Origin of the sequence: Bradyrhizobium japonicum USDA 6 (genome assembly GCF_000284375.1) — a bacterium.
Taxonomy (GTDB): Bacteria; Pseudomonadota; Alphaproteobacteria; order Rhizobiales; family Xanthobacteraceae; genus Bradyrhizobium; species Bradyrhizobium japonicum.
Map to the genome: position 1 here is coordinate 4750766 of NC_017249.1, position 17532 is coordinate 4768297.

Genomic DNA, 17532 nt, shown 5'->3' on the forward strand with positions numbered 1-17532 from the left:
GGCTCTGCCCGGACCGGTGCGTTTTGTCGTTTCGCGACTGCGAAATAATTGCCCGGCCGGGTGGAACCAGTCCCCCGCACCGCAGTTGTTACTGCGGATCGGAGGATGCGATGCTGGTCGAGCGCGGGCTTCAGGCAATGAACGTCGAACTCGTGAGCGACGCCTATGCCATCGCAGCGAATTACCTCCGCCGCTCCGGCGCGATTCCCGACACGCTGGTCACCAACGAACGCCTGCTCGAGATCATCATCAAGCTGCTCCAGCACGGCGAATTGAACAAGATCAAGCTCGCCAACAAGGCCATTGGCCGGTTCGAGGCCCAGTCCGGGGCCCGCGCGGTTGCCTGATCAAAACTCCCGAAATTCGACAGAACCAGAGGGTGACATGGAAGCTGCCATCGACCGGATCATGCAGACCTATGACCTGCTCGCCAATCGCACGGCGGCGGCCAGCGAGGAGGCGCGGGCCAAGGTCACGAACTATCTTAATACGTTGATGGAAGCCGGCGAGAAGGACCCCCACAGGTTGACGGTCTGCGGACTGACCTATCTGCGCCAGCTCGATGGCAGCGTGGACCCGGTGAAGGCGGGGTATACCGGGCTGTAGGGGGGCGGTCCGGCCGGCACGGATTTTAAGGTCCAAATCGGACCCTTCAGGACTGATCGGGGCGGACGGTTCAAGGAGCCGCCCGCTCGCCCGGGTCCTTCAATCCCCACCATATCTTGCATAAATATCAGGCCCGACCCGCAAATACTTGGCCGGGGCGGGTGATGTGGTAGATCGCGCTCGCCGCTTCCGATCGCCACACCAGACCGCCCGTAGCCCGCCAAAAGGCTGCGGCGGTGGAGATATTCGCAAGATGACCTCAGCCAGAACCGCCTCCGCGCCCGACTCGTTTTTCACCGCCTCGCTCGACCAGGCCGACCCGGAAATCGCCGCCGCCATCAAGGGCGAGCTCGGCCGGCAGCGCCATGAGGTCGAGCTGATCGCCTCCGAGAACATCGTCAGCCGTGCCGTGCTGGAAGCGCAGGGTTCGGTGATGACCAACAAGTACGCAGAGGGTTATCCGGGCGCGCGCTACTATGGCGGTTGTGAGTGGGTCGACGTCGCCGAGAACCTCGCGATCGATCGCGCCAAGAAGCTGTTCGGCGCCAACTTCGCCAATGTGCAGCCGAACTCCGGCAGCCAGATGAACCAGGCGGTGTTCCTGGCGCTGCTGCAGCCCGGCGACACCTTCATGGGCCTCGACCTCGCGGCCGGCGGCCATCTCACCCACGGCTCGCCCGTCAACATGAGCGGTAAGTGGTTCAAGGCCGCGCACTACACCGTGCGCCGCGAGGACCAGATCATCGACATGGACGCGGTCGCCAAGCAGGCCGAAGAGGTCAAGCCCAAGCTGATCGTCGCCGGCGGCTCGGCCTATTCGCGCGCCTGGGACTTCAAGCGTTTCCGCGAGATCGCGGACAGCGTCGGCGCGTACCTCCTGGTCGACATGGCGCACTTCGCCGGTCTCGTCGCCGGCGGCGTGCATGCCTCGCCAGTGCCGTATGCCCACGTCACCACCACCACCACCCACAAGTCGCTGCGCGGTCCGCGCGGCGGCCTGATCCTCTCGAACGACGAGGTGCTCGCCAAGAAGCTCAACTCGGCGATCTTCCCGGGCCTGCAGGGTGGGCCCCTGATGCATGTGATCGCGGCGAAGGCGGTCGCCTTCGGCGAGGCGCTGCGTCCGGACTTCAAGATCTATGCGAAGAACGTCGTCGAGAACGCCAAGGCACTGGCCGAAGCGATGAAGAGCCACGGGTTCGATATTGTCTCCGGCGGCACCGATAACCATCTGATGCTGGTCGACCTCAGGCCGAAGGGCCTGAAGGGCAACGTCTCGGAGAAGGCGCTGGTCCGCGCCGCCATCACTTGCAACAAGAACGGCATTCCGTTCGACCCCGAAAAGCCCTTCGTCACCTCGGGCCTGCGTCTTGGCACCCCGGCGGCGACGACCCGCGGTTTCGGCGTCGCCGAATTCCAGCAGGTCGGCGGCATGATCGCCGAGGTCCTCAACGCGATCGCGCAGTCCGACGACGGCAAGGCGCCGCTGGTCGAGGCCGCGATCAAGGAGCGGGTCAAGGCACTCACCGATCGGTTCCCGATCTATCAGTAAGGCCTAGGGTAAACGGATGCGCTGCCCGAACTGCAACAGTCTCGATACGCAGGTAAAGGACTCGCGTCCGACCGAGGACTCTTCCGTGATCCGCAGGCGGCGCGTGTGCGTCGCCTGCAATTTCCGTTTCACCACTTTCGAGCGCGTGCAGTTGCGCGAGCTGACGGTGATCAAGCGCAACGGCCGCCGCGTGCCGTTCGACCGCGACAAGCTGATGCGCTCGGTGTCGATCTCCTTGCGCAAGCGGCAAGTCGAGCCGGAGCGGGTCGAGAAGATGGTCTCCACCATCGTCCGCGAGCTCGAGACCGGCGGCGAGGCCGAGATCTCCTCCGAGGTGATCGGCGAGACCGTGATGGAGCATCTGCGCACGCTCGACGACGTCGCCTATGTGCGCTTTGCCTCGGTCTATCGCAATTTCCGCGAGGCCAAGGATTTCGCCGACGTGCTCGGCGAGCTCTCCGGTGAGGAGGAAGCGCGGCTCGCCGCGATCCGCAAATGATCTTCCGGATCCTGGAGGATCAGTTCGCGCAGAAGGCCCGTGAGTCCAAGGACGCCGATCGCCGCTTCATGCAGCTGGCGCTGGCGCTGGGCAAGCGCGGGCAGGGGCGCACCTGGCCCAATCCCGCCGTGGGCGCTGTCATCGTCAAAGACGGGGTCATCATCGGCCGCGGCTGGACGCAGCCAGGCGGGCGACCGCATGGCGAGCCCGAAGCGCTGCGCCGGGCCGGCGAGGCCGCGCGCGGCGCCACGCTCTATGTCACGCTGGAGCCGTGCTCGCATTTCGGCAAGTCGCCGCCTTGCGCAGACGCGGTGATCGCCGCCGGCATCACGCGGGTGGTCGCGGCGATCGAGGACCCCAATCCGGAAGTCGCGGGCCGGGGTCATGCGCGCTTGCGCGCCGCCGGCATCGCGGTGGATGTAGGTCTGTGCGCGGCGGAGGCCGCATTCGACCATGCCGGGCATTTCCGCCGCATCCGTGACAAGCGCCCGCACGTGATCCTGAAGCTCGCGGTCTCGCCCGACGGCAAGATCGGTGCCGCTGGCGGCAAGCCGCTTGCGATCACGGGCGAGGCCGTGCGCAATCGCGTGCATCTGCTCCGCGCACAGAGCGACGCCATCCTGGTCGGCATCGGCACGGTGCTGGCGGATGATCCGCAGCTCAACTGTCGCCTGCCGGGCATGGAAGCACGTTCTCCGATACGCGTCGTGCTCGACCAGAATCTGCGCATTCCGGCCGCGAGCCAGCTTGGTCGTTCCGCGCGGGAGACGCCGCTCTGGGTGATCGGCTCCGAGCTTGCGGAAGCCGCCGCTGCCACGCGGCTCGGAGCGGCAGGCGCTCAGATCATCCGCGTACCGCCGGGAAACGCTTCCGGGCTTGATCTTTCGGCGGTGCTGCATGCGCTGGCGGAGAAAGGCATCACGCGGCTGATGGTCGAGGGCGGCAGCCGTGTCGCGGCGTCCTTCGTCGCGGCCGGCCTGGCCGACGAGATCTGGCTGTTCCGCGGAGCGGAAGAGGTCGGCCCGGGCGGCGTCGATGCGCTCGATGCATTGCCCCTGTCGAAAATCACGCAGTCGCGGGCCTATAAGGTTCATGCTAGCGAGACATTCGGCAAGGATACTCTCACCATCTACGAGCGCGCGTAATGTTCACTGGCATTGTCACCGATATCGGCGAGATCGTCGGCTTCACGCCAACGGCGCAGGGCCAGTTGCACAGGCTGCGCATCGCTTGCCGCTACGATCAGACGACCATCGCCGACGGTGCCTCGATCGCCTGCAACGGCGTCTGCCTGACGGTGGTTGCTTCCGGCGTCGAAGGCGGCAGAACCTGGTTCGACGTCGATGCCGCCGCGGAGACGCTGGCGCTGACGACTGCAAAGCACTGGAAGGTCGGCACGAGGCTCAATCTCGAGCGCGCGCTCAAGATCGGCGACGAGCTCGGCGGCCATATCGTCGCCGGCCATGCCGACGGTGTCGCCACCCTCGTCAGGCGCGAGGACCTGCCTGATATGGCGCGGTTCGAGCTCTCGACCACACGGGAGCTCGCGCGCTTCATCGCCACCAAGGGCTCGATCACGCTCGACGGCGTGTCGCTGACGGTCAATACGGTGAGAGACGTGACCTTTTCGGTGCTGATCATCCCGCATACGCTGACGGTCACGACGATCGGCGGCTGGAAAGCGGGCGCCGAGGTGAATATCGAGGTCGACCTGATGGCCCGCTATGCGGCGCGGCTGACGGAAATGACGGTTTAAAACTTGGCTTACCCGCTCGCGGCGACTACATAACGCGCCGACCCAAGAGACTAACCAAGAGACGACTTAACTAAACGGATTGAGACGATGGCAGACGCGCGGCGCGCACCCCTGAAGGACCAGACCGACATTTCCGGCGCACGCGCGCTGATTGTCGAGGCGCGGTTCTATGACGATCTCCAGGATGCGCTTCTGGACGGCGCGGTGACCGAGCTGAAGGCGGCGGGGCTGACGCATGACGTCATCACGGTTCCCGGCGCGCTGGAAATCCCGGCGGCGGTCGCCATCGCGATCGATGCCGCCGCGGCGAACGGCAAGCCCTATGACGCGGTGATCGCGCTCGGCTGCGTGATCCGCGGCGACACCATCCATTTCGAGATCGTCTCGCAGGAATCCTCGCGCGCGCTGATGGATATTGCGGTTTCGCGAAAGCTGCCGCTCGGCAACGGCATCCTCACCGTCAACACCGAGGCGCAGGCCTGGGCGCGGGCGCGCGCCAGCGAGCTCAACAAGGGCGGCGATGCCGCGCGCGCCGCGCTCGCGATGCTACGCATAAAACGCCGCGTGGCGCAGGCCTGAGCCATGGCTGACAACACCAAGAAACCGGCGGGGCTCACGGAGAAGAAAGCAAACCGGCGCGGTGCCGCGCGGCTCGCGGCCGTGCAGGCGCTGTACCAGATGGACATCGCCGGAGCCGGGATCAACGACATCTTTGCGGAGTTCGAGAGCCACTGGCTCGGCAACGAGGTCGAGGGCGATACCTATCTGCCGGCGGAAGCCGCGTTCTTTCGCGACGTCGTCTCCGGCGTCGTGCGCGACCAGAAGAAGCTCGACCCCCTCATCGACGAGGCGCTGTCGAAAGGTTGGCCGCTCAAGCGGATCGAGGCCATCCTGCGCGCGGTGCTGCGGGCAGGGGCCTATGAGCTCCAGCATCGCAAGGACGTGCCGGGCCGAGTCGTCGTGTCAGAATATGTCGACGTCGCGAATGCCTTCGTCGACCGCGAGGAGACCGGCATGGTCAACGCCGTGCTCGACCAGATCGGCCGCCAGTTCCGCGGCGACGAGTTCGGGCGGGGGTAATTATCCACGAGGGCGGTGAAGAGATGCGATGCGGCTGCCCCATACTCCGCTGTGATCACCCGCGAAGGCGGGTGATCCAGTACGCCGCGGCGGTCGTAATTCATCACTGCCGTCTCGGCGTACTGGATCGCCCGGTCAAGCCGGGTGATGACAGCATTGGGTGTGGCTAAGGCCGATGGCAGACCCTCAAAACCCCTCAGCCGAAGACTCCCTCATCGCGCGCTATTTCAAGCCGCTGGCGACTGACCCCGGCGCGTTCGGGCTGGTCGATGATGCCGCGGTCCTGTCCTCGTCCGGCGACGACATTGTGGTCACCACCGACGCCGTCGTCGAGGGCGTGCATTATCTGGCCACCGATCCGCCCGACACCATCGCGCGCAAGGCGCTGCGGGTGAACCTGTCCGATCTCGCCGCCAAGGGCGCGGCGCCCGCCGGCTTCGTGCTGACGCTGGCGCTGCGCAGCAAGGAGGATAGCTGGCTCAGGCCGTTCGCCGATGCGCTCGGCGAGGACAGCAGGACCTTCGCGTGCCCGCTGCTTGGCGGCGACACGGTGTCGACGCCGGGGCCGCAGATGATCTCGATCACCGCCTTCGGCCGCGTGCCGAAGGGACGGATGGTCGGCCGTACCGGCGCGCGGCCGGGCGACCGCATCCTGGTGACGGGAACAATCGGCGACGCCGCGCTCGGCCTCGACGTGCTCACAGGCGGCGCCGCGGCCGGGGCGCTCGCGTCCGAACCGCAAGCGAAGGAGATGCTGGTCTCCCGCTATCGCGTGCCGCTGCCGCGCAATGTGCTGGCGCAGGCCGTGCGTGACCACGCGACGGCCGCGATGGATGTCTCCGACGGGCTCGCCGGCGATCTGACGAAACTCTGTGCGGCGTCCGGCGTCTCGGCCAGGGTTGACGTCGCGAACCTGCCGCTCTCGGCTGCTGCGGCCGGCCTGGTCGCGGGCAACGTCGTTTGCGTTGAGACGCTGCTCGCCGGGGGCGACGATTACGAGGTGCTGTGCACGGTGCCGCCGGCGCAAAGCGATGCGCTGATTGCCGCGGGGCAGGCGGCGGGTGTGGCCGTCACGGCGATCGGTACGATCGTCACGGGCCGCGAGCGGCCGCGCTTCCTGGACGGCCAGGGTCACGAACTGACCTTGAAGCGTCTGTCCTACAGCCACTTCTAGGAATTGCGCCAGGGCGGCGGCCAAGCGCTCGGGATTAGGTCTAAATACTTGCCGAGATCGGCTTTTTCGGCCTCATCCGGCGTTGCACCCTCAATTTGATTTTGGCAAGCTTGTGGCCGACCAGGGCCACACCTTCGTGCAAGGGGCGGCCCTGTTCAAATAAGGGCGCCCACCGCATGACGGAAAAACAAAAGGCGCCGGGGGTACGTACATCAAGGATCTGAGGCAAAAATCACATGACAGCATTATGGTTGATAGTGCTCTGCGGAGTGCTTTCCGTCGTCTACGCGATTTGGGCGACGTCTTCGGTGTTGAGTGCGGATGCGGGGTCGCCGCGCATGCAGGAGATCGCGGGAGCGGTGCGTGAGGGCGCACAGGCGTATCTCCGGCGCCAGTACACCACGATCGGCATCGTCGGCATCGTCATCTTCGTGCTGCTTGTCTATTTCCTCGGGCTTTATGTCGCAATCGGCTTTGCCATCGGCGCCATCCTGTCGGGAGCGGCCGGCTTCATCGGCATGAACGTCTCGGTTCGCGCCAACGTGCGCACCGCCCAGGCAGCGACCACGTCGCTTGCCGGCGGCCTCGAGCTCGCGTTCAAGGCTGGCGCCATCACGGGCATGCTGGTGGCGGGTCTCGCGCTGCTCGGCGTGACCCTCTATTTCGGCTTCCTGGTGCACTCGCTGAAACTCGCGCCTGACAGCCGCGTCGTCGTCGACGCCATGGTGGCGCTCGGCTTCGGCGCCTCGCTGATCTCGATCTTCGCCCGTCTCGGCGGCGGCATCTTCACCAAGGGGGCGGACGTCGGCGGCGACCTCGTCGGCAAGGTCGAGGCCGGCATTCCCGAGGACGATCCGCGCAATCCGGCCACCATCGCCGACAATGTCGGCGACAACGTCGGCGACTGCGCCGGCATGGCCGCCGACCTGTTCGAGACCTATGCGGTGACTGCGGTCGCCACCATGGTGCTCGCGGCGATCTTCTTCGCCAAGACGCCGATCCTCGCCAACATGATGACGCTGCCGCTCGCCATCGGCGGCATCTGCCTCATCACCTCGATCATCGGCACCTTCTTCGTGAAGCTCGGGCCGAGCCAGTCGATCATGGGCGCGCTCTACAAGGGCCTGATCGCAACCGGCATCCTGTCGCTGATCGGCATCGCCGGCGTGATCTACTATCTGATCGGCTTCGGCAAGCTCGACGGCGTCGACTATACCGGCATGGCGCTGTTCGAATGCGGCGTGGTCGGCCTGATCGTCACCGCGCTGATCATCTGGATCACCGAATACTACACCGGCACCGATTATCGCCCGGTGAAGTCGATCGCCCAGGCCTCGGTGACCGGTCACGGCACCAACGTGATCCAGGGTCTCGCCGTCTCGATGGAAGCGACCGCGCTGCCCGCGATCGTCATCATCGCCGGCATCCTGGTCACCTACAGCCTGGCCGGCCTGTTCGGCATCGCGATCGCGACGGCCACCATGCTGGCGCTGGCCGGCATGGTCGTCGCGCTCGACGCCTTCGGCCCGGTCACGGACAACGCCGGCGGCATCGCCGAGATGGCGGGTCTGCCGAAGGAGGTACGCAAATCGACCGACGCGCTCGACGCGGTCGGCAACACCACCAAGGCGGTGACGAAGGGCTACGCGATCGGCTCCGCCGGTCTCGGCGCCCTCGTGCTGTTCGCGGCCTACAACCAGGACCTCAAGTTCTTTGTCGCGGGGTCCGCTCAGCATCCGTACTTCGCCGGCGTCAATCCGGACTTCTCGCTCAACAATCCCTACGTGGTTGTTGGCCTGCTGTTCGGCGGCCTGCTGCCGTACCTGTTCGGTGCGATGGGCATGACGGCGGTGGGCCGTGCGGCCGGCGCGATCGTCGAGGAGGTGCGTCGTCAGTTCCGCGAGAAGCCGGGCATCATGCAGGGCACCGACAAGCCTGATTACGGCAAGGCGGTCGACCTGCTGACCCGCGCGGCGATCAAGGAGATGATCATCCCCTCGCTGCTGCCGGTGCTGTCGCCGATCGTCGTCTACTTCCTGATCTACGTCATCGCGGGCGGCGGCGCGGCCGGCAAGTCGGCGGCGTTCTCGGCCGTCGGTGCGATGCTGCTCGGTGTGATCGTGACGGGCCTGTTCGTCGCGATCTCGATGACCTCGGGCGGCGGCGCCTGGGACAACGCCAAGAAGTACATCGAGGACGGCCATTTCGGCGGCAAGGGCAGCGATGCCCACAAGTCGGCCGTGACCGGCGACACCGTCGGCGATCCCTACAAGGATACGGCGGGACCGGCCGTGAACCCGATGATCAAGATCACGAACATCGTGGCCTTGCTGCTGCTGGCGATCCTCGCGCACTGAACGGCGCAAGCGACACACGAAAAAACCCCGCGGCGCGAGCCGCGGGGTTTTTGTTGGTAGACTTCGCTCGATCCGCGTTCTCGGCGGCGCAGCGTTGCACGCTGCACAGCGTCCGGGACACGAGACCTACTGCACGTCCATCTGCAGGCCTTCCTTCTGGATGATGCCGGCGAACTTCTTCGTCTCGGCGTCCACGAAGTCGGCGAACTGCTGCGGGGTGCCGTAGTCGGCGCGGGCGCCCATGGCGGCGATGTTCTTCTTGATGTCGTCGCGCTCCAGCATCGCCTTGACCTGAAGATTGAGCGCTTCCAGCACGGCGGGCTGCACACCCTTCGGCAGGAACACCGAGAACCACGACGACACGTCGAAATTGGCCAGCTCCGGCGCGCTCTCGCGCATGGTCGGCAGGTTCGGCGCGAGGTCGCTACGGTCGGTCGTGGTGACGCAGAGGCCGGTGAGTGTGCCGTTCTGCACCTGCGGCAGGCTCGGATAGAGATTGTCGAACAGGATCTGGATGTCGCCGGCCAGCGCGGCCTGGAGCGCGGGGCCCGCGCCGCGGAACGGGATGTGCGTCATCTTCAGTCCGGTGAGCTGGAGGAACCAGGCGCCGGTGAGGTGAGGGCTCTGGCCGACGCCGGACGAGGCGTAGCTGAGCTTGTCCGGGTTGGTCTTCAGATACGCGATCAGCTCGGCGATCGACTTGATGCCGGTCTTCGGATGCGCCGAAACGATGTTCGGGATCCGGATCATGTTGGAGACCGGTTGGAGCTGCTCCGGCTTGTAGGTGAGGTTCTTGAAGATGCTGTAGGCGATCGCGTTCGGCCCGGGGTTGCCGATCAGGATGGTGTGGCCGTCAGGCTTGGCGCGGACGGCCTCGGCCGTGCCGATCGTACCGCCGCCGCCGGAGCGGTTCTCAACGACGGCCGACTGGCCCCAGGCGGCCTGCAGATGCGCGGCCAGGAGCCGGCCCATGACATCGGTCGAGCCGCCGGCCGCAGCCGGCACGATGATGCGGACGTTTTCGGTGGGCTTCCAGTCCGCCAGGCTCGATCGCGGCAGGATCGCTGCTGCCGAGAGGCCGGCAGCACCGGCGAGCACGCGACGGCGGGACAACAAAGTCTTGGGCACGAATCCACTCCCTGCTTCTTGTTTTGCAGGGAGCGTATGGAACCGGGCGGGCAACGGCAAGCCGCACGCGACGGCAAGTGCCGCGCGGAGGGCGGCACGACGCCGCAGGCTGAAGACTCAGTTAAAGCTGAGCAGCTTGAACAGCGGCGCGAGGTAGCTCATCTCCTGACCCGACGTCGCCGTGGTCCGGCTGATGAAGTCGAAGATCTTGCCGTCCTGAAGGCCGTAATTCGCCAGCCGGCGCACGCGCCGATTCTTGTCGAAATAGACCGCGATGACGCGCTGGTCGACCACCTTCTGGTTCATGAAGGCGACCATCCGCTCCGAGCGCTGCGAGATGTAGTAAAACACCTCACCGTCGAGGGTTGCGACCGTGGACGGCGTGCCCATCACGATCAGCACCTGGTCCTGGCTCGCGCCGATCGGAATCTGCTCCAGCGCGCCGGGCGGCAGGATGTAACCCTTCTGGAACTGCTCGCCGGTGCAGCCGGCAAGGGCGGCGCCGACCAGAGCGACGGCCGCGAGCATGCGCAAACCGCGCCAGCGTGCATGAAGGCCGCGCGGCTTGTTGGCGCGCAGGCTGGTCTGGTTCGTTATCGTCATAGTGGAACTGATTCCGTCCCCTTGCGTCGCGCGAGGCGCTGAAGTACCGGGCGGAGACTGCAATTGCAACACGCGCACGCCCGCTTGCGGAACCCACAATGGTTTGGCCGTTCAATCACTTCAGGAAACCCCGGCAAGCCCCGCGCGGCACCATTGAAGCCATCTATGGCATGATCGTGACGCAGGCGCGAGAACCCATATTTTACCGCGACTTCGGCGTGCCCGATACGGTTAACGGGCGTTTCGACCTGTTGCTGCTGCATCTCTGGCTGCTTCTGCGACGCCTGCGCACGGTCCAGAGCGTCAACCAAGCCGTCAACCAAGGCGCCACGGAGCTGTCGCAGGCGCTGTTCGACCGCTTCTGCGAGGACATGGACGACAATCTGCGCGAGATGGGGATCGGCGACCAGACCGTGCCGAAGCGGATGCGGGCCTTCGGCGAGGCGTTCTACGGTCGCGTCCAGGCCTATGATCAGGCCATCGAAGCTGGCAGCGAGGCGCTGGCAGCCGCCATCTGCAAGAATATCCTGAATGGGACCGGCATGGACCAGGCGCGGCGGCTCGCAGCCTACGCCCGGGCCACCGAGGCCGATCTTGGCCGGACCGACGAGGCCACGCTGCTGCGCGCGTCTTTCAAGTATCCTCCAGCGCTCACTGAGGACATCACGCGATGAGCCGACCGAACGCCGAATCCAGACCCGATCCCTGGCGGTCTCCCGTCATTGTCGCGCAGATTCCCGACACCGGCCTGCATCGCAAGCTCGAGGCCTCCGCCATCGAGCGGCAGTCCATGGCCGAGGTTGCGGGCTTGCGCGAGGTCCTTTCCGCCCAGGCCGACCTCGAAATCGTGCCGAAAAGCGGCGGCCGCTTCCAGGTCACGGGCAGCGTCCGGGCCCGGATCGGCCAGATCTGCGTGGTCACCCTCGATCCGATCGAGAACGAGATCGAGGAGGAGGTGGACCTGGTGTTTGCCCCCGAAGCCGAGGTTCGGAAGATGGCCGACCTGATCGAGGAGGGGCAGGACGACGCGGAGCCGCCGGAGGTGATCGATCCGCCGGAGGCGATCGTCAATGGAATCATCGACCTCGGCCGGATCGCGACCGACGCGGTGTTTCTCGCGGTCGATCCCTATCCTCGCAAGGAGGGAGCCGTATTCGAGGCCGAAGTCACCGCCCTCGATCCGGAGGACCATCCCTTCGCGGCGCTGAAGGCCCTTCAGGACAGGAAGAAAGGCAAATAGCTGGGCATTCCCCGTAAGACCCGCTTTGCTACGGGGCGCGAGGCGCTTGCGGGACTCGGTTGAAAGGTCGGCTTATCTATCTGATTTCGATATGTTTCTTTTGAAATCGCGCTGTCGCCCGCAGATCGCCCGAATGCAAAAGGCTGGGGGCAAGAGGTTGTTTCGGGATAACAAAACGCTATTGTCGCGCCCCGGTCCGGGCGCGGCGTGGCGCTAGGCCGGTCGCCATGTCCATGGCGAATCCATTTGCGGCCCCGCTCGTTCAAGACCGCACCAGACCAGGTTTCCAGGACTTTTATGCTAAGCAAGGTTCGCATCGCGCTTGACGCCATGGGGGGCGACGTCGGCGCCGCCGTGGTCATTCCAGGCGCCGCCATCTCGCTTCAGAGGCATCGCGAGATCGAATTCCTGCTGGTCGGGGACCGCGCCAAGATCGAGCCCGAGTTCGAGAAGCATCCCGCGCTGAAAGCCGCTTCGAAGATCATTCATACCGACGTCGCCGTCAGCATGGAGGACAAGCCGAGCCAGGCGCTGCGGCGCGGGCGCAGGACCTCCTCGATGTGGCTCGCCATCGATGCGGTCAAGAAGGGCGAGGCGGACGTCGCGGTCTCCGCTGGCAATACCGGCGCGCTGATGGCGATGTCGCGCTTCCACCTGCGCACGCTGCCGGGGATCGACCGCCCGGCGATCACCGGAATATGGCCGACCAAACGTGGCCAGTCTGTCGTGCTTGACCTCGGTGCGACCATCGGCGGCGATGCACACCATCTGGTCTCGCTCGCGCTCATGGGCGCGGCCATGGCAAGCGTGCTGTTCGACAAGAAGCGGCCCACGGTCGGTCTGCTCAATATCGGGACCGAGGAGATCAAGGGGCACGAGGAGATCCGCGAGGCCGGAGAAATCCTGCGTGCCAGAAACCTGCCGGAGCTCGACTATATCGGCTTCGTCGAGGGCGACGGCATCGGCAAGGGGCTCGCCGACGTCATCATCACCGAAGGTTTCAGCGGTAATATTGCCCTGAAGGCCGCCGAGGGAACCGCCCGGCAGATGGCGGAATTACTTCGCAACGAGATGCAGCGGAGCTGGCTGTCCAAGCTCGGCTATCTCTTTGCACGCAGCGCCTTCCAGGCCTTGCGCGACAAGATGGACCCGAACAAGTCCAATGGCGGCGTGTTCCTGGGTTTGAATGGACTGGTGGTCAAGAGCCACGGTGGAATCAGCGCCGAAGGCTTTGCCTATGCGATCGATGTTGGCTATGAGATGGCTCACTACGATCTCCTGAACAAGATCAATCAGATGCTCAACCGCGAGGGTGGTGCACTTAGTTCCGTGCAGACCGCGCCGGAGGATGTTTCGTGACTCAAATTCGTTCGGTCGTGCTGGGCTGCGGCTCTTATCTGCCGGAGCAGGTGGTGACCAACGCCCAGCTGGCGGCGCGCATCGACACGTCCGACGAATGGATCGTGCAGCGCACTGGCATTCGCGAGCGGCATATCGCGGCCGAGGGCGAGTTCACCTCGCATCTGGCGATCAAGGCGGCGCAGGCTGCGCTCAGCGACGCCGGCGTGGACGCGCAGTCGATCGAGCTGATCGTGCTGGCGACCTCGACGCCTGACAACACCTTCCCCGCAACCGCGGTCGCAGTGCAGCATGCGCTCGGCATCAATCATGGCGCGGCGTTCGATCTCCAGGCGGTGTGCTCGGGCTTCGTGTTCGCGCTCGCCACCGCCGACAATTTCCTGCGCACCGGCGCCTTCAAGCGCGCGCTGGTGATCGGCGCCGAGACCTTCTCGCGCATCCTCGACTGGAACGATCGCGGCACCTGCGTGCTGTTCGGCGACGGTGCCGGCGCGGTGGTGCTGGAGGCACAGGAGCAGCCGGGCAATGCTGCGACCGACCGCGGAATCGTGACCACGCACCTGCGCTCCGACGGCCGCCACAAGGCAAAGCTGTTCGTCGACGGCGGTCCGTCCTCGACCCAGACCGTCGGCCATCTGCGCATGGAGGGCCGCGAGGTCTTCAAGCACGCGGTCGGCATGATCACCGACGTGATCGTCGACGCCTTCCAGACCACCGGGCTCAACGCCGACAGCATCGACTGGTTCGTGCCGCACCAGGCCAACAAGCGAATCATCGACGCCTCCGCCCACAAGCTCCACATCGCGCCGGAGAAGGTGGTGCTGACGGTGGACCGCCACGGCAACACCTCGGCGGCCTCGATCCCGCTGGCGCTGTCGGTGGCGCGCAAGGACGGCCGCATCAAGCGCGGCGACATGGTTCTGCTGGAGGCGATGGGCGGCGGGTTCACCTGGGGCTCCGCGCTGGTGCGCTGGTAGAGCCACAATCGCTGGTAGAGCCACAATCGATAAAATTTTGCCGGAATCAGCCGCGATTATCGATGCGTCTGCATTGATGAGCGCTGTTGACCGCCGTATCGTAACCTCATAATTTCAGACAACAATTGTTCGCCGTGATGTGGGGCAGGGCGATGACCGACCAAAGCAAAACCGTAACGCGTGTTGATCTCTGCGAGGCCGTCTACCAGAAGGTGGGCTTGTCGCGCACGGAATCGTCTGCGTTCGTGGAACTCGTCCTGAAGGAAATCACCGACTGCCTCGAGAAGGGCGAGACGGTGAAATTGTCCTCTTTCGGCTCCTTCATGGTCCGCAAGAAGGGTCAGCGTATCGGTCGCAATCCGAAGACCGGCACCGAGGTTCCGATCTCGCCGCGCCGCGTCATGGTGTTCAAGCCGTCGGCGATCCTGAAGCAGCGGATCAACACCCAGCATCGCGGCAATGGCGACGCCAGCAAGGCTCAACCCGAGGCGTAACCGCCTGCGCGAAGGATTTGGCATTTGGACAAGGCGCCGGATGCGTTCCGAACCATCAGCGAAGTAGCGCAGGAACTCGACATTCCGCAGCACGTGCTGCGGTTCTGGGAGACCCGATTCTCCCAGATCAAGCCGATGAAGCGCAGCGGCGGCCGCCGCTACTACCGCCCCGACGACGTCGACCTGCTCAAGGGCATCCGCCGCCTGCTCTACGGGGAGGGCTACACCATCCGCGGGGTGCAGCGGATCCTCAAGGAGCACGGCGTCAAGTCGGTGCAGGGCCTCGCCGACGGCGCGGCCGCGGTCTCGTTCGGGGCCATCGAGGACGCCATCGGCCAGAGCCTGATGGAGCCGGACGACGACGAGGCGCTCATCAAGGGCGTCACGGATGCCGATGAAGACGACTACCAGGGCGACGAGGAGGAAGGCATCGACTTCCGCTTCACGGAGGTCGACGACGAGGACATCCTCACCACCTTCCGCAAGGGCGGCACTCCCGCCGCACCTGCCGGGCCCAGCGCCATCGACCGGGAGCGGCTCGGACGGGTGCTCGCCGACCTCGTGGCGTGCCGGGAGATGCTGGATCAGGCGCTGAAGGACGGCTAGGGGCGCTTTCGCGAGCTTGGCCGGCAGTTCCGGGGCTGTGGGCACGGACGCCAAAATGCTGCGACCTCGCCTTGCGCAAAGCGGCGATCCTAGCTAATGGAACGACGTTCGGAGCGTGGCGCAGCCCGGTTAGCGCACTAGTCTGGGAGACTAGGGGTCGGAGGTTCAAATCCTCTCGCTCCGACCATTTTTTCCAACTCATCGGTGGATTGACCGTCGGCGTGGAGCCTGCTCCCGCGGTGTGTCGCATGCGCGACGACCGGTAGCGGGCGGATGCTTCTGGGGCGGAAAATTAAAATGTCGAAAACAACCCCATGCACAGTAGCGAAGTCATTGGCGAATTATGTTTTTCCGAATCGATTTGACGCGTCGGGCAAAACAGGAGCATGATGTCACCATGCCAGCCTGTGAGACGGGGGAATATTCACGACAGCTGCTTCAATGCATTGCGTCGCAGGGATCTGGGAGGCGCGACGTCCTGAGCGGAGCTGTCTTCTCCCCGCGCTATGATGTGTAACCTGTCCTGACGGCAAGCAAGCAGCGTCCGCGCCGCGCGAGTTTCACGGTAGCCGACCTCCCGGTTGCGAAGGTGCTCGGCCTGGTGCTTCCAACTTTTGTCCTGAGCGTCGGGGGACGCCAAAAGAAACCATTGAACTAGATCAGACAGCGCGACTTACCGAATGTCCTGGTGTTGGGCCGTTGGTTCCTGAAGTTCAACGACGACTAGCGCTGGCGTGAATTCCCTTTGGGACACGATGCCCCGATGGACACAATCTGCTCTCGGAGTCGTTGCGCGCGTCGCATGGTCGGTGGGTGCGCCTAATGACCGTCAATGGCTTCGCAGGCATGATCCAACCGGACGACCACCTGTGGACGCGAGATCGGGGTTGCTAGGGTGGTGGTAGTCCGCCGCCCTTGGCGAGGTCGCGGACAGGTTTAAACGGTTTGGTAAGAATGGAGTATTGATATTGGGACGGGCCTGGGGACTCACGGGGTCCCTTAGATGGAGCGTTCAGCGCGATCCAAACGAAAAGTGAGTCGAAAGCGCTGGGTTGTTTGTTACGGTAATTTCTCTATTGAATGTCGAGACGAAGATGGCGCGAAGAATTTGGCAGCCAAGCTGCATAAGCGCCGATACCGTGTCACAGCCCGGACAGCCGATGGCGTCTCACCTTCGTGGCGAGTAGAGCCAGACGAAATCGACGAGTGGATATCTTCACCCACGCGCCCTAGTCGCTCGCCGCGGGTTCGGCCTACGAAGAATCGATGATTTGCGAAACACTCGACTTGGATAGCGGCTTCAGCACGTTGGTTTCGCCCGGGTCTAGTTCAACTTCGGACACACTCTAGCCCCGATTTGGCTGCTGGAATGCTGGCTCTCGCGACTCATCTGGAGTTGCAGCCAACTTGGGTCGAGATTGGTTCCGCAGGAGGAACGAGCGCTCCTGCAGTTATCCAGCGATCGGTCTTGCGTGTGATCCATCGCAAGGCCTGTCAAGGCCCCAGTCTTCCCCATTGGCTGGGGCCTTCCTTTTGCGCCAGATCACAAAAATATTGGCATCGCGGTGTCTGAGGAACGACTCTCCAAGGGAGAGATTGAAAAATCGGTCTGTGGCGAATCTGGACCTCCTCAAGGTCTCGCCATCCACCCGGAACGGCCCCACCGTCCGACGCGCGTTTGGCGATGGGCCGGTTTTCGTAGGTATTCACTCAACTCCCGCCGGCTCACAAAGTCGGCGGGGTTTTTGAGCTAGCCGTCTTGGCATCGGACTCCGAAGTCGTCGCAGGTGCGAGCGAAGGCATCTGTAGCATTTGCGTCTTCAAAGCAAAAAAGTGTGCCGACGTCGGCACGATCGATCCACCAGTCGACCTTGTTCGCCTTCGCAATGCGGGAGGCCTCTCCGCGCAGTAGGTCGAGCTGTCTTCCGGCGGCATGGACTATCAGGCAATTTTTCTTGGGCATATGTTTTGTCCTCAATTGGAAAGCTGAATTCATCGCCATCAAAAATGGAAAACTCATGGCCATGGGCTCGGCTCCATGCAGCCCGCAGATCAATCAACTGCTTGGCAGGATGCCCGCTCTCCCGCGTCGAGCGCACAT

Annotated in this window: 19 protein-coding genes and 1 tRNA gene; 17 read left to right on the top strand and 3 right to left on the bottom strand. The window is 64.5% G+C overall.

Annotation, left to right across the window (positions count from 1 at the left end; translation table 11 throughout):
• Positions 1-110: 110 nt before the first annotated feature.
• The 10 genes from BJ6T_RS22475 to BJ6T_RS22520 all read left to right on the top strand — a co-directional run bounded on the left by BJ6T_RS22475 (position 111) and on the right by BJ6T_RS22520 (position 9024).
• Positions 111-347: a hypothetical protein gene (locus BJ6T_RS22475; RefSeq protein ID WP_014494770.1), complete on the top strand. Its 237-nt coding sequence runs from the start codon at positions 111-113 to the stop codon at positions 345-347.
• Positions 348-384: 37 nt separating this feature from the next.
• Positions 385-606 carry a hypothetical protein gene (locus BJ6T_RS22480; protein ID WP_014494771.1) on the top strand — a complete coding sequence of 74 codons (222 nt, stop codon included), beginning with the start codon at positions 385-387 and terminating at the stop codon, positions 604-606.
• Positions 607-859: 253 nt separating this feature from the next.
• On the top strand, positions 860-2158 hold the full coding sequence (gene glyA, locus BJ6T_RS22485; RefSeq protein ID WP_014494772.1) for a serine hydroxymethyltransferase: 1299 nt from the start codon (positions 860-862) through the stop codon (positions 2156-2158).
• A gap of 16 nt (positions 2159-2174) precedes the next feature.
• Positions 2175-2657 (top strand): transcriptional regulator NrdR, encoded by a 483-nt coding sequence (gene nrdR, locus BJ6T_RS22490; RefSeq protein ID WP_007603426.1) that lies wholly within the window; start codon positions 2175-2177, stop codon positions 2655-2657.
• On the top strand, positions 2654-3802 hold the full coding sequence (ribD, locus tag BJ6T_RS22495; protein WP_014494773.1) for a bifunctional diaminohydroxyphosphoribosylaminopyrimidine deaminase/5-amino-6-(5-phosphoribosylamino)uracil reductase RibD: 1149 nt from the start codon (positions 2654-2656) through the stop codon (positions 3800-3802). Before nrdR ends, ribD begins: the two co-directional genes overlap by 4 nt.
• Positions 3802-4413, top strand: coding sequence for a riboflavin synthase (locus tag BJ6T_RS22500; protein WP_014494774.1), 612 nt, complete (start codon positions 3802-3804; stop codon positions 4411-4413). The genes ribD and BJ6T_RS22500 overlap by 1 nt, the downstream gene beginning before the upstream one ends.
• 87 nt (positions 4414-4500) lie before the next feature.
• A complete protein-coding gene (gene ribH, locus BJ6T_RS22505; RefSeq protein ID WP_014494775.1) occupies positions 4501-4992 on the top strand; it encodes a 6,7-dimethyl-8-ribityllumazine synthase in 492 nt (163 codons plus the stop codon).
• Between the two features lie 3 nt (positions 4993-4995).
• Entirely contained in the window at positions 4996-5493 is a 498-nt protein-coding gene (gene nusB / locus BJ6T_RS22510) for a transcription antitermination factor NusB (RefSeq protein WP_014494776.1), read from the top strand.
• Positions 5494-5668: 175 nt separating this feature from the next.
• Complete coding sequence (thiL, locus tag BJ6T_RS22515) at positions 5669-6667, top strand: thiamine-phosphate kinase (RefSeq protein ID WP_014494777.1); 999 nt, start codon at positions 5669-5671, stop codon at positions 6665-6667.
• Positions 6668-6903: 236 nt separating this feature from the next.
• Positions 6904-9024: a sodium-translocating pyrophosphatase gene (locus BJ6T_RS22520; protein ID WP_028170220.1), complete on the top strand. Its 2121-nt coding sequence runs from the start codon at positions 6904-6906 to the stop codon at positions 9022-9024.
• Between the two features lie 126 nt (positions 9025-9150).
• On the opposite strand, the gene BJ6T_RS22525 is transcribed toward BJ6T_RS22520, so the two are convergent.
• Complete coding sequence (locus BJ6T_RS22525; RefSeq protein ID WP_014494779.1) at positions 9151-10152, bottom strand: Bug family tripartite tricarboxylate transporter substrate binding protein; 1002 nt, start codon at positions 10150-10152, stop codon at positions 9151-9153.
• A gap of 117 nt (positions 10153-10269) precedes the next feature.
• On the bottom strand, positions 10270-10755 hold the full coding sequence (locus BJ6T_RS22530; RefSeq protein ID WP_014494780.1) for an outer membrane protein assembly factor BamE: 486 nt from the start codon (positions 10753-10755) through the stop codon (positions 10270-10272).
• A gap of 98 nt (positions 10756-10853) precedes the next feature.
• Between BJ6T_RS22530 and BJ6T_RS22535 the strand changes: the two genes are divergently transcribed.
• The 7 genes from BJ6T_RS22535 (at position 10854) to BJ6T_RS22565 (ending at position 15618) form a co-directional block, all read left to right on the top strand.
• The gene (locus BJ6T_RS22535; RefSeq protein WP_014494781.1) at positions 10854-11429 is read left to right on the top strand and encodes a ubiquinol-cytochrome C chaperone family protein; all 576 of its coding nucleotides are present in this window, start codon (positions 10854-10856) and stop codon (positions 11427-11429) included.
• Positions 11426-11995 (top strand): YceD family protein, encoded by a 570-nt coding sequence (locus BJ6T_RS22540; RefSeq protein WP_014494782.1) that lies wholly within the window; start codon positions 11426-11428, stop codon positions 11993-11995. Before BJ6T_RS22535 ends, BJ6T_RS22540 begins: the two co-directional genes overlap by 4 nt.
• Positions 11996-12292: 297 nt before the next feature.
• Complete coding sequence (plsX, locus tag BJ6T_RS22545) at positions 12293-13354, top strand: phosphate acyltransferase PlsX (RefSeq protein ID WP_014494783.1); 1062 nt, start codon at positions 12293-12295, stop codon at positions 13352-13354.
• The gene (locus tag BJ6T_RS22550) at positions 13351-14331 is read left to right on the top strand and encodes a beta-ketoacyl-ACP synthase III (protein WP_014494784.1); all 981 of its coding nucleotides are present in this window, start codon (positions 13351-13353) and stop codon (positions 14329-14331) included. Before plsX ends, BJ6T_RS22550 begins: the two co-directional genes overlap by 4 nt.
• A gap of 152 nt (positions 14332-14483) precedes the next feature.
• Positions 14484-14825, top strand: coding sequence for an integration host factor subunit alpha (locus BJ6T_RS22555; protein ID WP_028152484.1), 342 nt, complete (start codon positions 14484-14486; stop codon positions 14823-14825).
• 24 nt (positions 14826-14849) lie between these two features.
• Positions 14850-15431, top strand: a complete 582-nt coding sequence (locus BJ6T_RS22560) for a MerR family transcriptional regulator (protein ID WP_014494786.1) — start codon at positions 14850-14852, stop codon at positions 15429-15431.
• A 109-nt stretch (positions 15432-15540) separates the two neighbouring features.
• Positions 15541-15618: transfer RNA gene (locus BJ6T_RS22565), tRNA-Pro, on the top strand.
• Between the two features lie 1563 nt (positions 15619-17181).
• Here BJ6T_RS22565 and BJ6T_RS22570 read toward each other — a convergent pair.
• Positions 17182-17457: a hypothetical protein gene (locus tag BJ6T_RS22570; RefSeq protein ID WP_225894897.1), complete on the bottom strand. Its 276-nt coding sequence runs from the start codon at positions 17455-17457 to the stop codon at positions 17182-17184.
• Positions 17458-17532 lie beyond the last annotated feature (75 nt).

Bases quoted from the DNA above. Each gene is read 5' to 3' on its own strand.
- ribH (WP_014494775.1), top strand. From the start codon at position 4,501: ATGGCAGACGCGCGGCGCGCACCCCTGAAGGACCAGACCGACATTTCC.
- nusB (WP_014494776.1), top strand. From the start codon at position 4,996: ATGGCTGACAACACCAAGAAACCGGCGGGGCTCACGGAGAAGAAAGCA.
- BJ6T_RS22475 (WP_014494770.1), top strand. From the start codon at position 111: ATGCTGGTCGAGCGCGGGCTTCAGGCAATGAACGTCGAACTCGTGAGC.
- BJ6T_RS22530 (WP_014494780.1), bottom strand. From the start codon at position 10,755: ATGACGATAACGAACCAGACCAGCCTGCGCGCCAACAAGCCGCGCGGC.
- BJ6T_RS22535 (WP_014494781.1), top strand. From the start codon at position 10,854: ATGGTTTGGCCGTTCAATCACTTCAGGAAACCCCGGCAAGCCCCGCGC.
- ribD (WP_014494773.1), top strand. From the start codon at position 2,654: ATGATCTTCCGGATCCTGGAGGATCAGTTCGCGCAGAAGGCCCGTGAG.
- thiL (WP_014494777.1), top strand. From the start codon at position 5,669: ATGGCAGACCCTCAAAACCCCTCAGCCGAAGACTCCCTCATCGCGCGC.
- BJ6T_RS22520 (WP_028170220.1), top strand. From the start codon at position 6,904: ATGACAGCATTATGGTTGATAGTGCTCTGCGGAGTGCTTTCCGTCGTC.
- BJ6T_RS22555 (WP_028152484.1), top strand. From the start codon at position 14,484: ATGACCGACCAAAGCAAAACCGTAACGCGTGTTGATCTCTGCGAGGCC.
- BJ6T_RS22540 (WP_014494782.1), top strand. From the start codon at position 11,426: ATGAGCCGACCGAACGCCGAATCCAGACCCGATCCCTGGCGGTCTCCC.
- BJ6T_RS22500 (WP_014494774.1), top strand. From the start codon at position 3,802: ATGTTCACTGGCATTGTCACCGATATCGGCGAGATCGTCGGCTTCACG.
- nrdR (WP_007603426.1), top strand. From the start codon at position 2,175: ATGCGCTGCCCGAACTGCAACAGTCTCGATACGCAGGTAAAGGACTCG.
- plsX (WP_014494783.1), top strand. From the start codon at position 12,293: ATGCTAAGCAAGGTTCGCATCGCGCTTGACGCCATGGGGGGCGACGTC.
- BJ6T_RS22570 (WP_225894897.1), bottom strand. From the start codon at position 17,457: ATGGCCATGAGTTTTCCATTTTTGATGGCGATGAATTCAGCTTTCCAA.
- glyA (WP_014494772.1), top strand. From the start codon at position 860: ATGACCTCAGCCAGAACCGCCTCCGCGCCCGACTCGTTTTTCACCGCC.
- BJ6T_RS22480 (WP_014494771.1), top strand. From the start codon at position 385: ATGGAAGCTGCCATCGACCGGATCATGCAGACCTATGACCTGCTCGCC.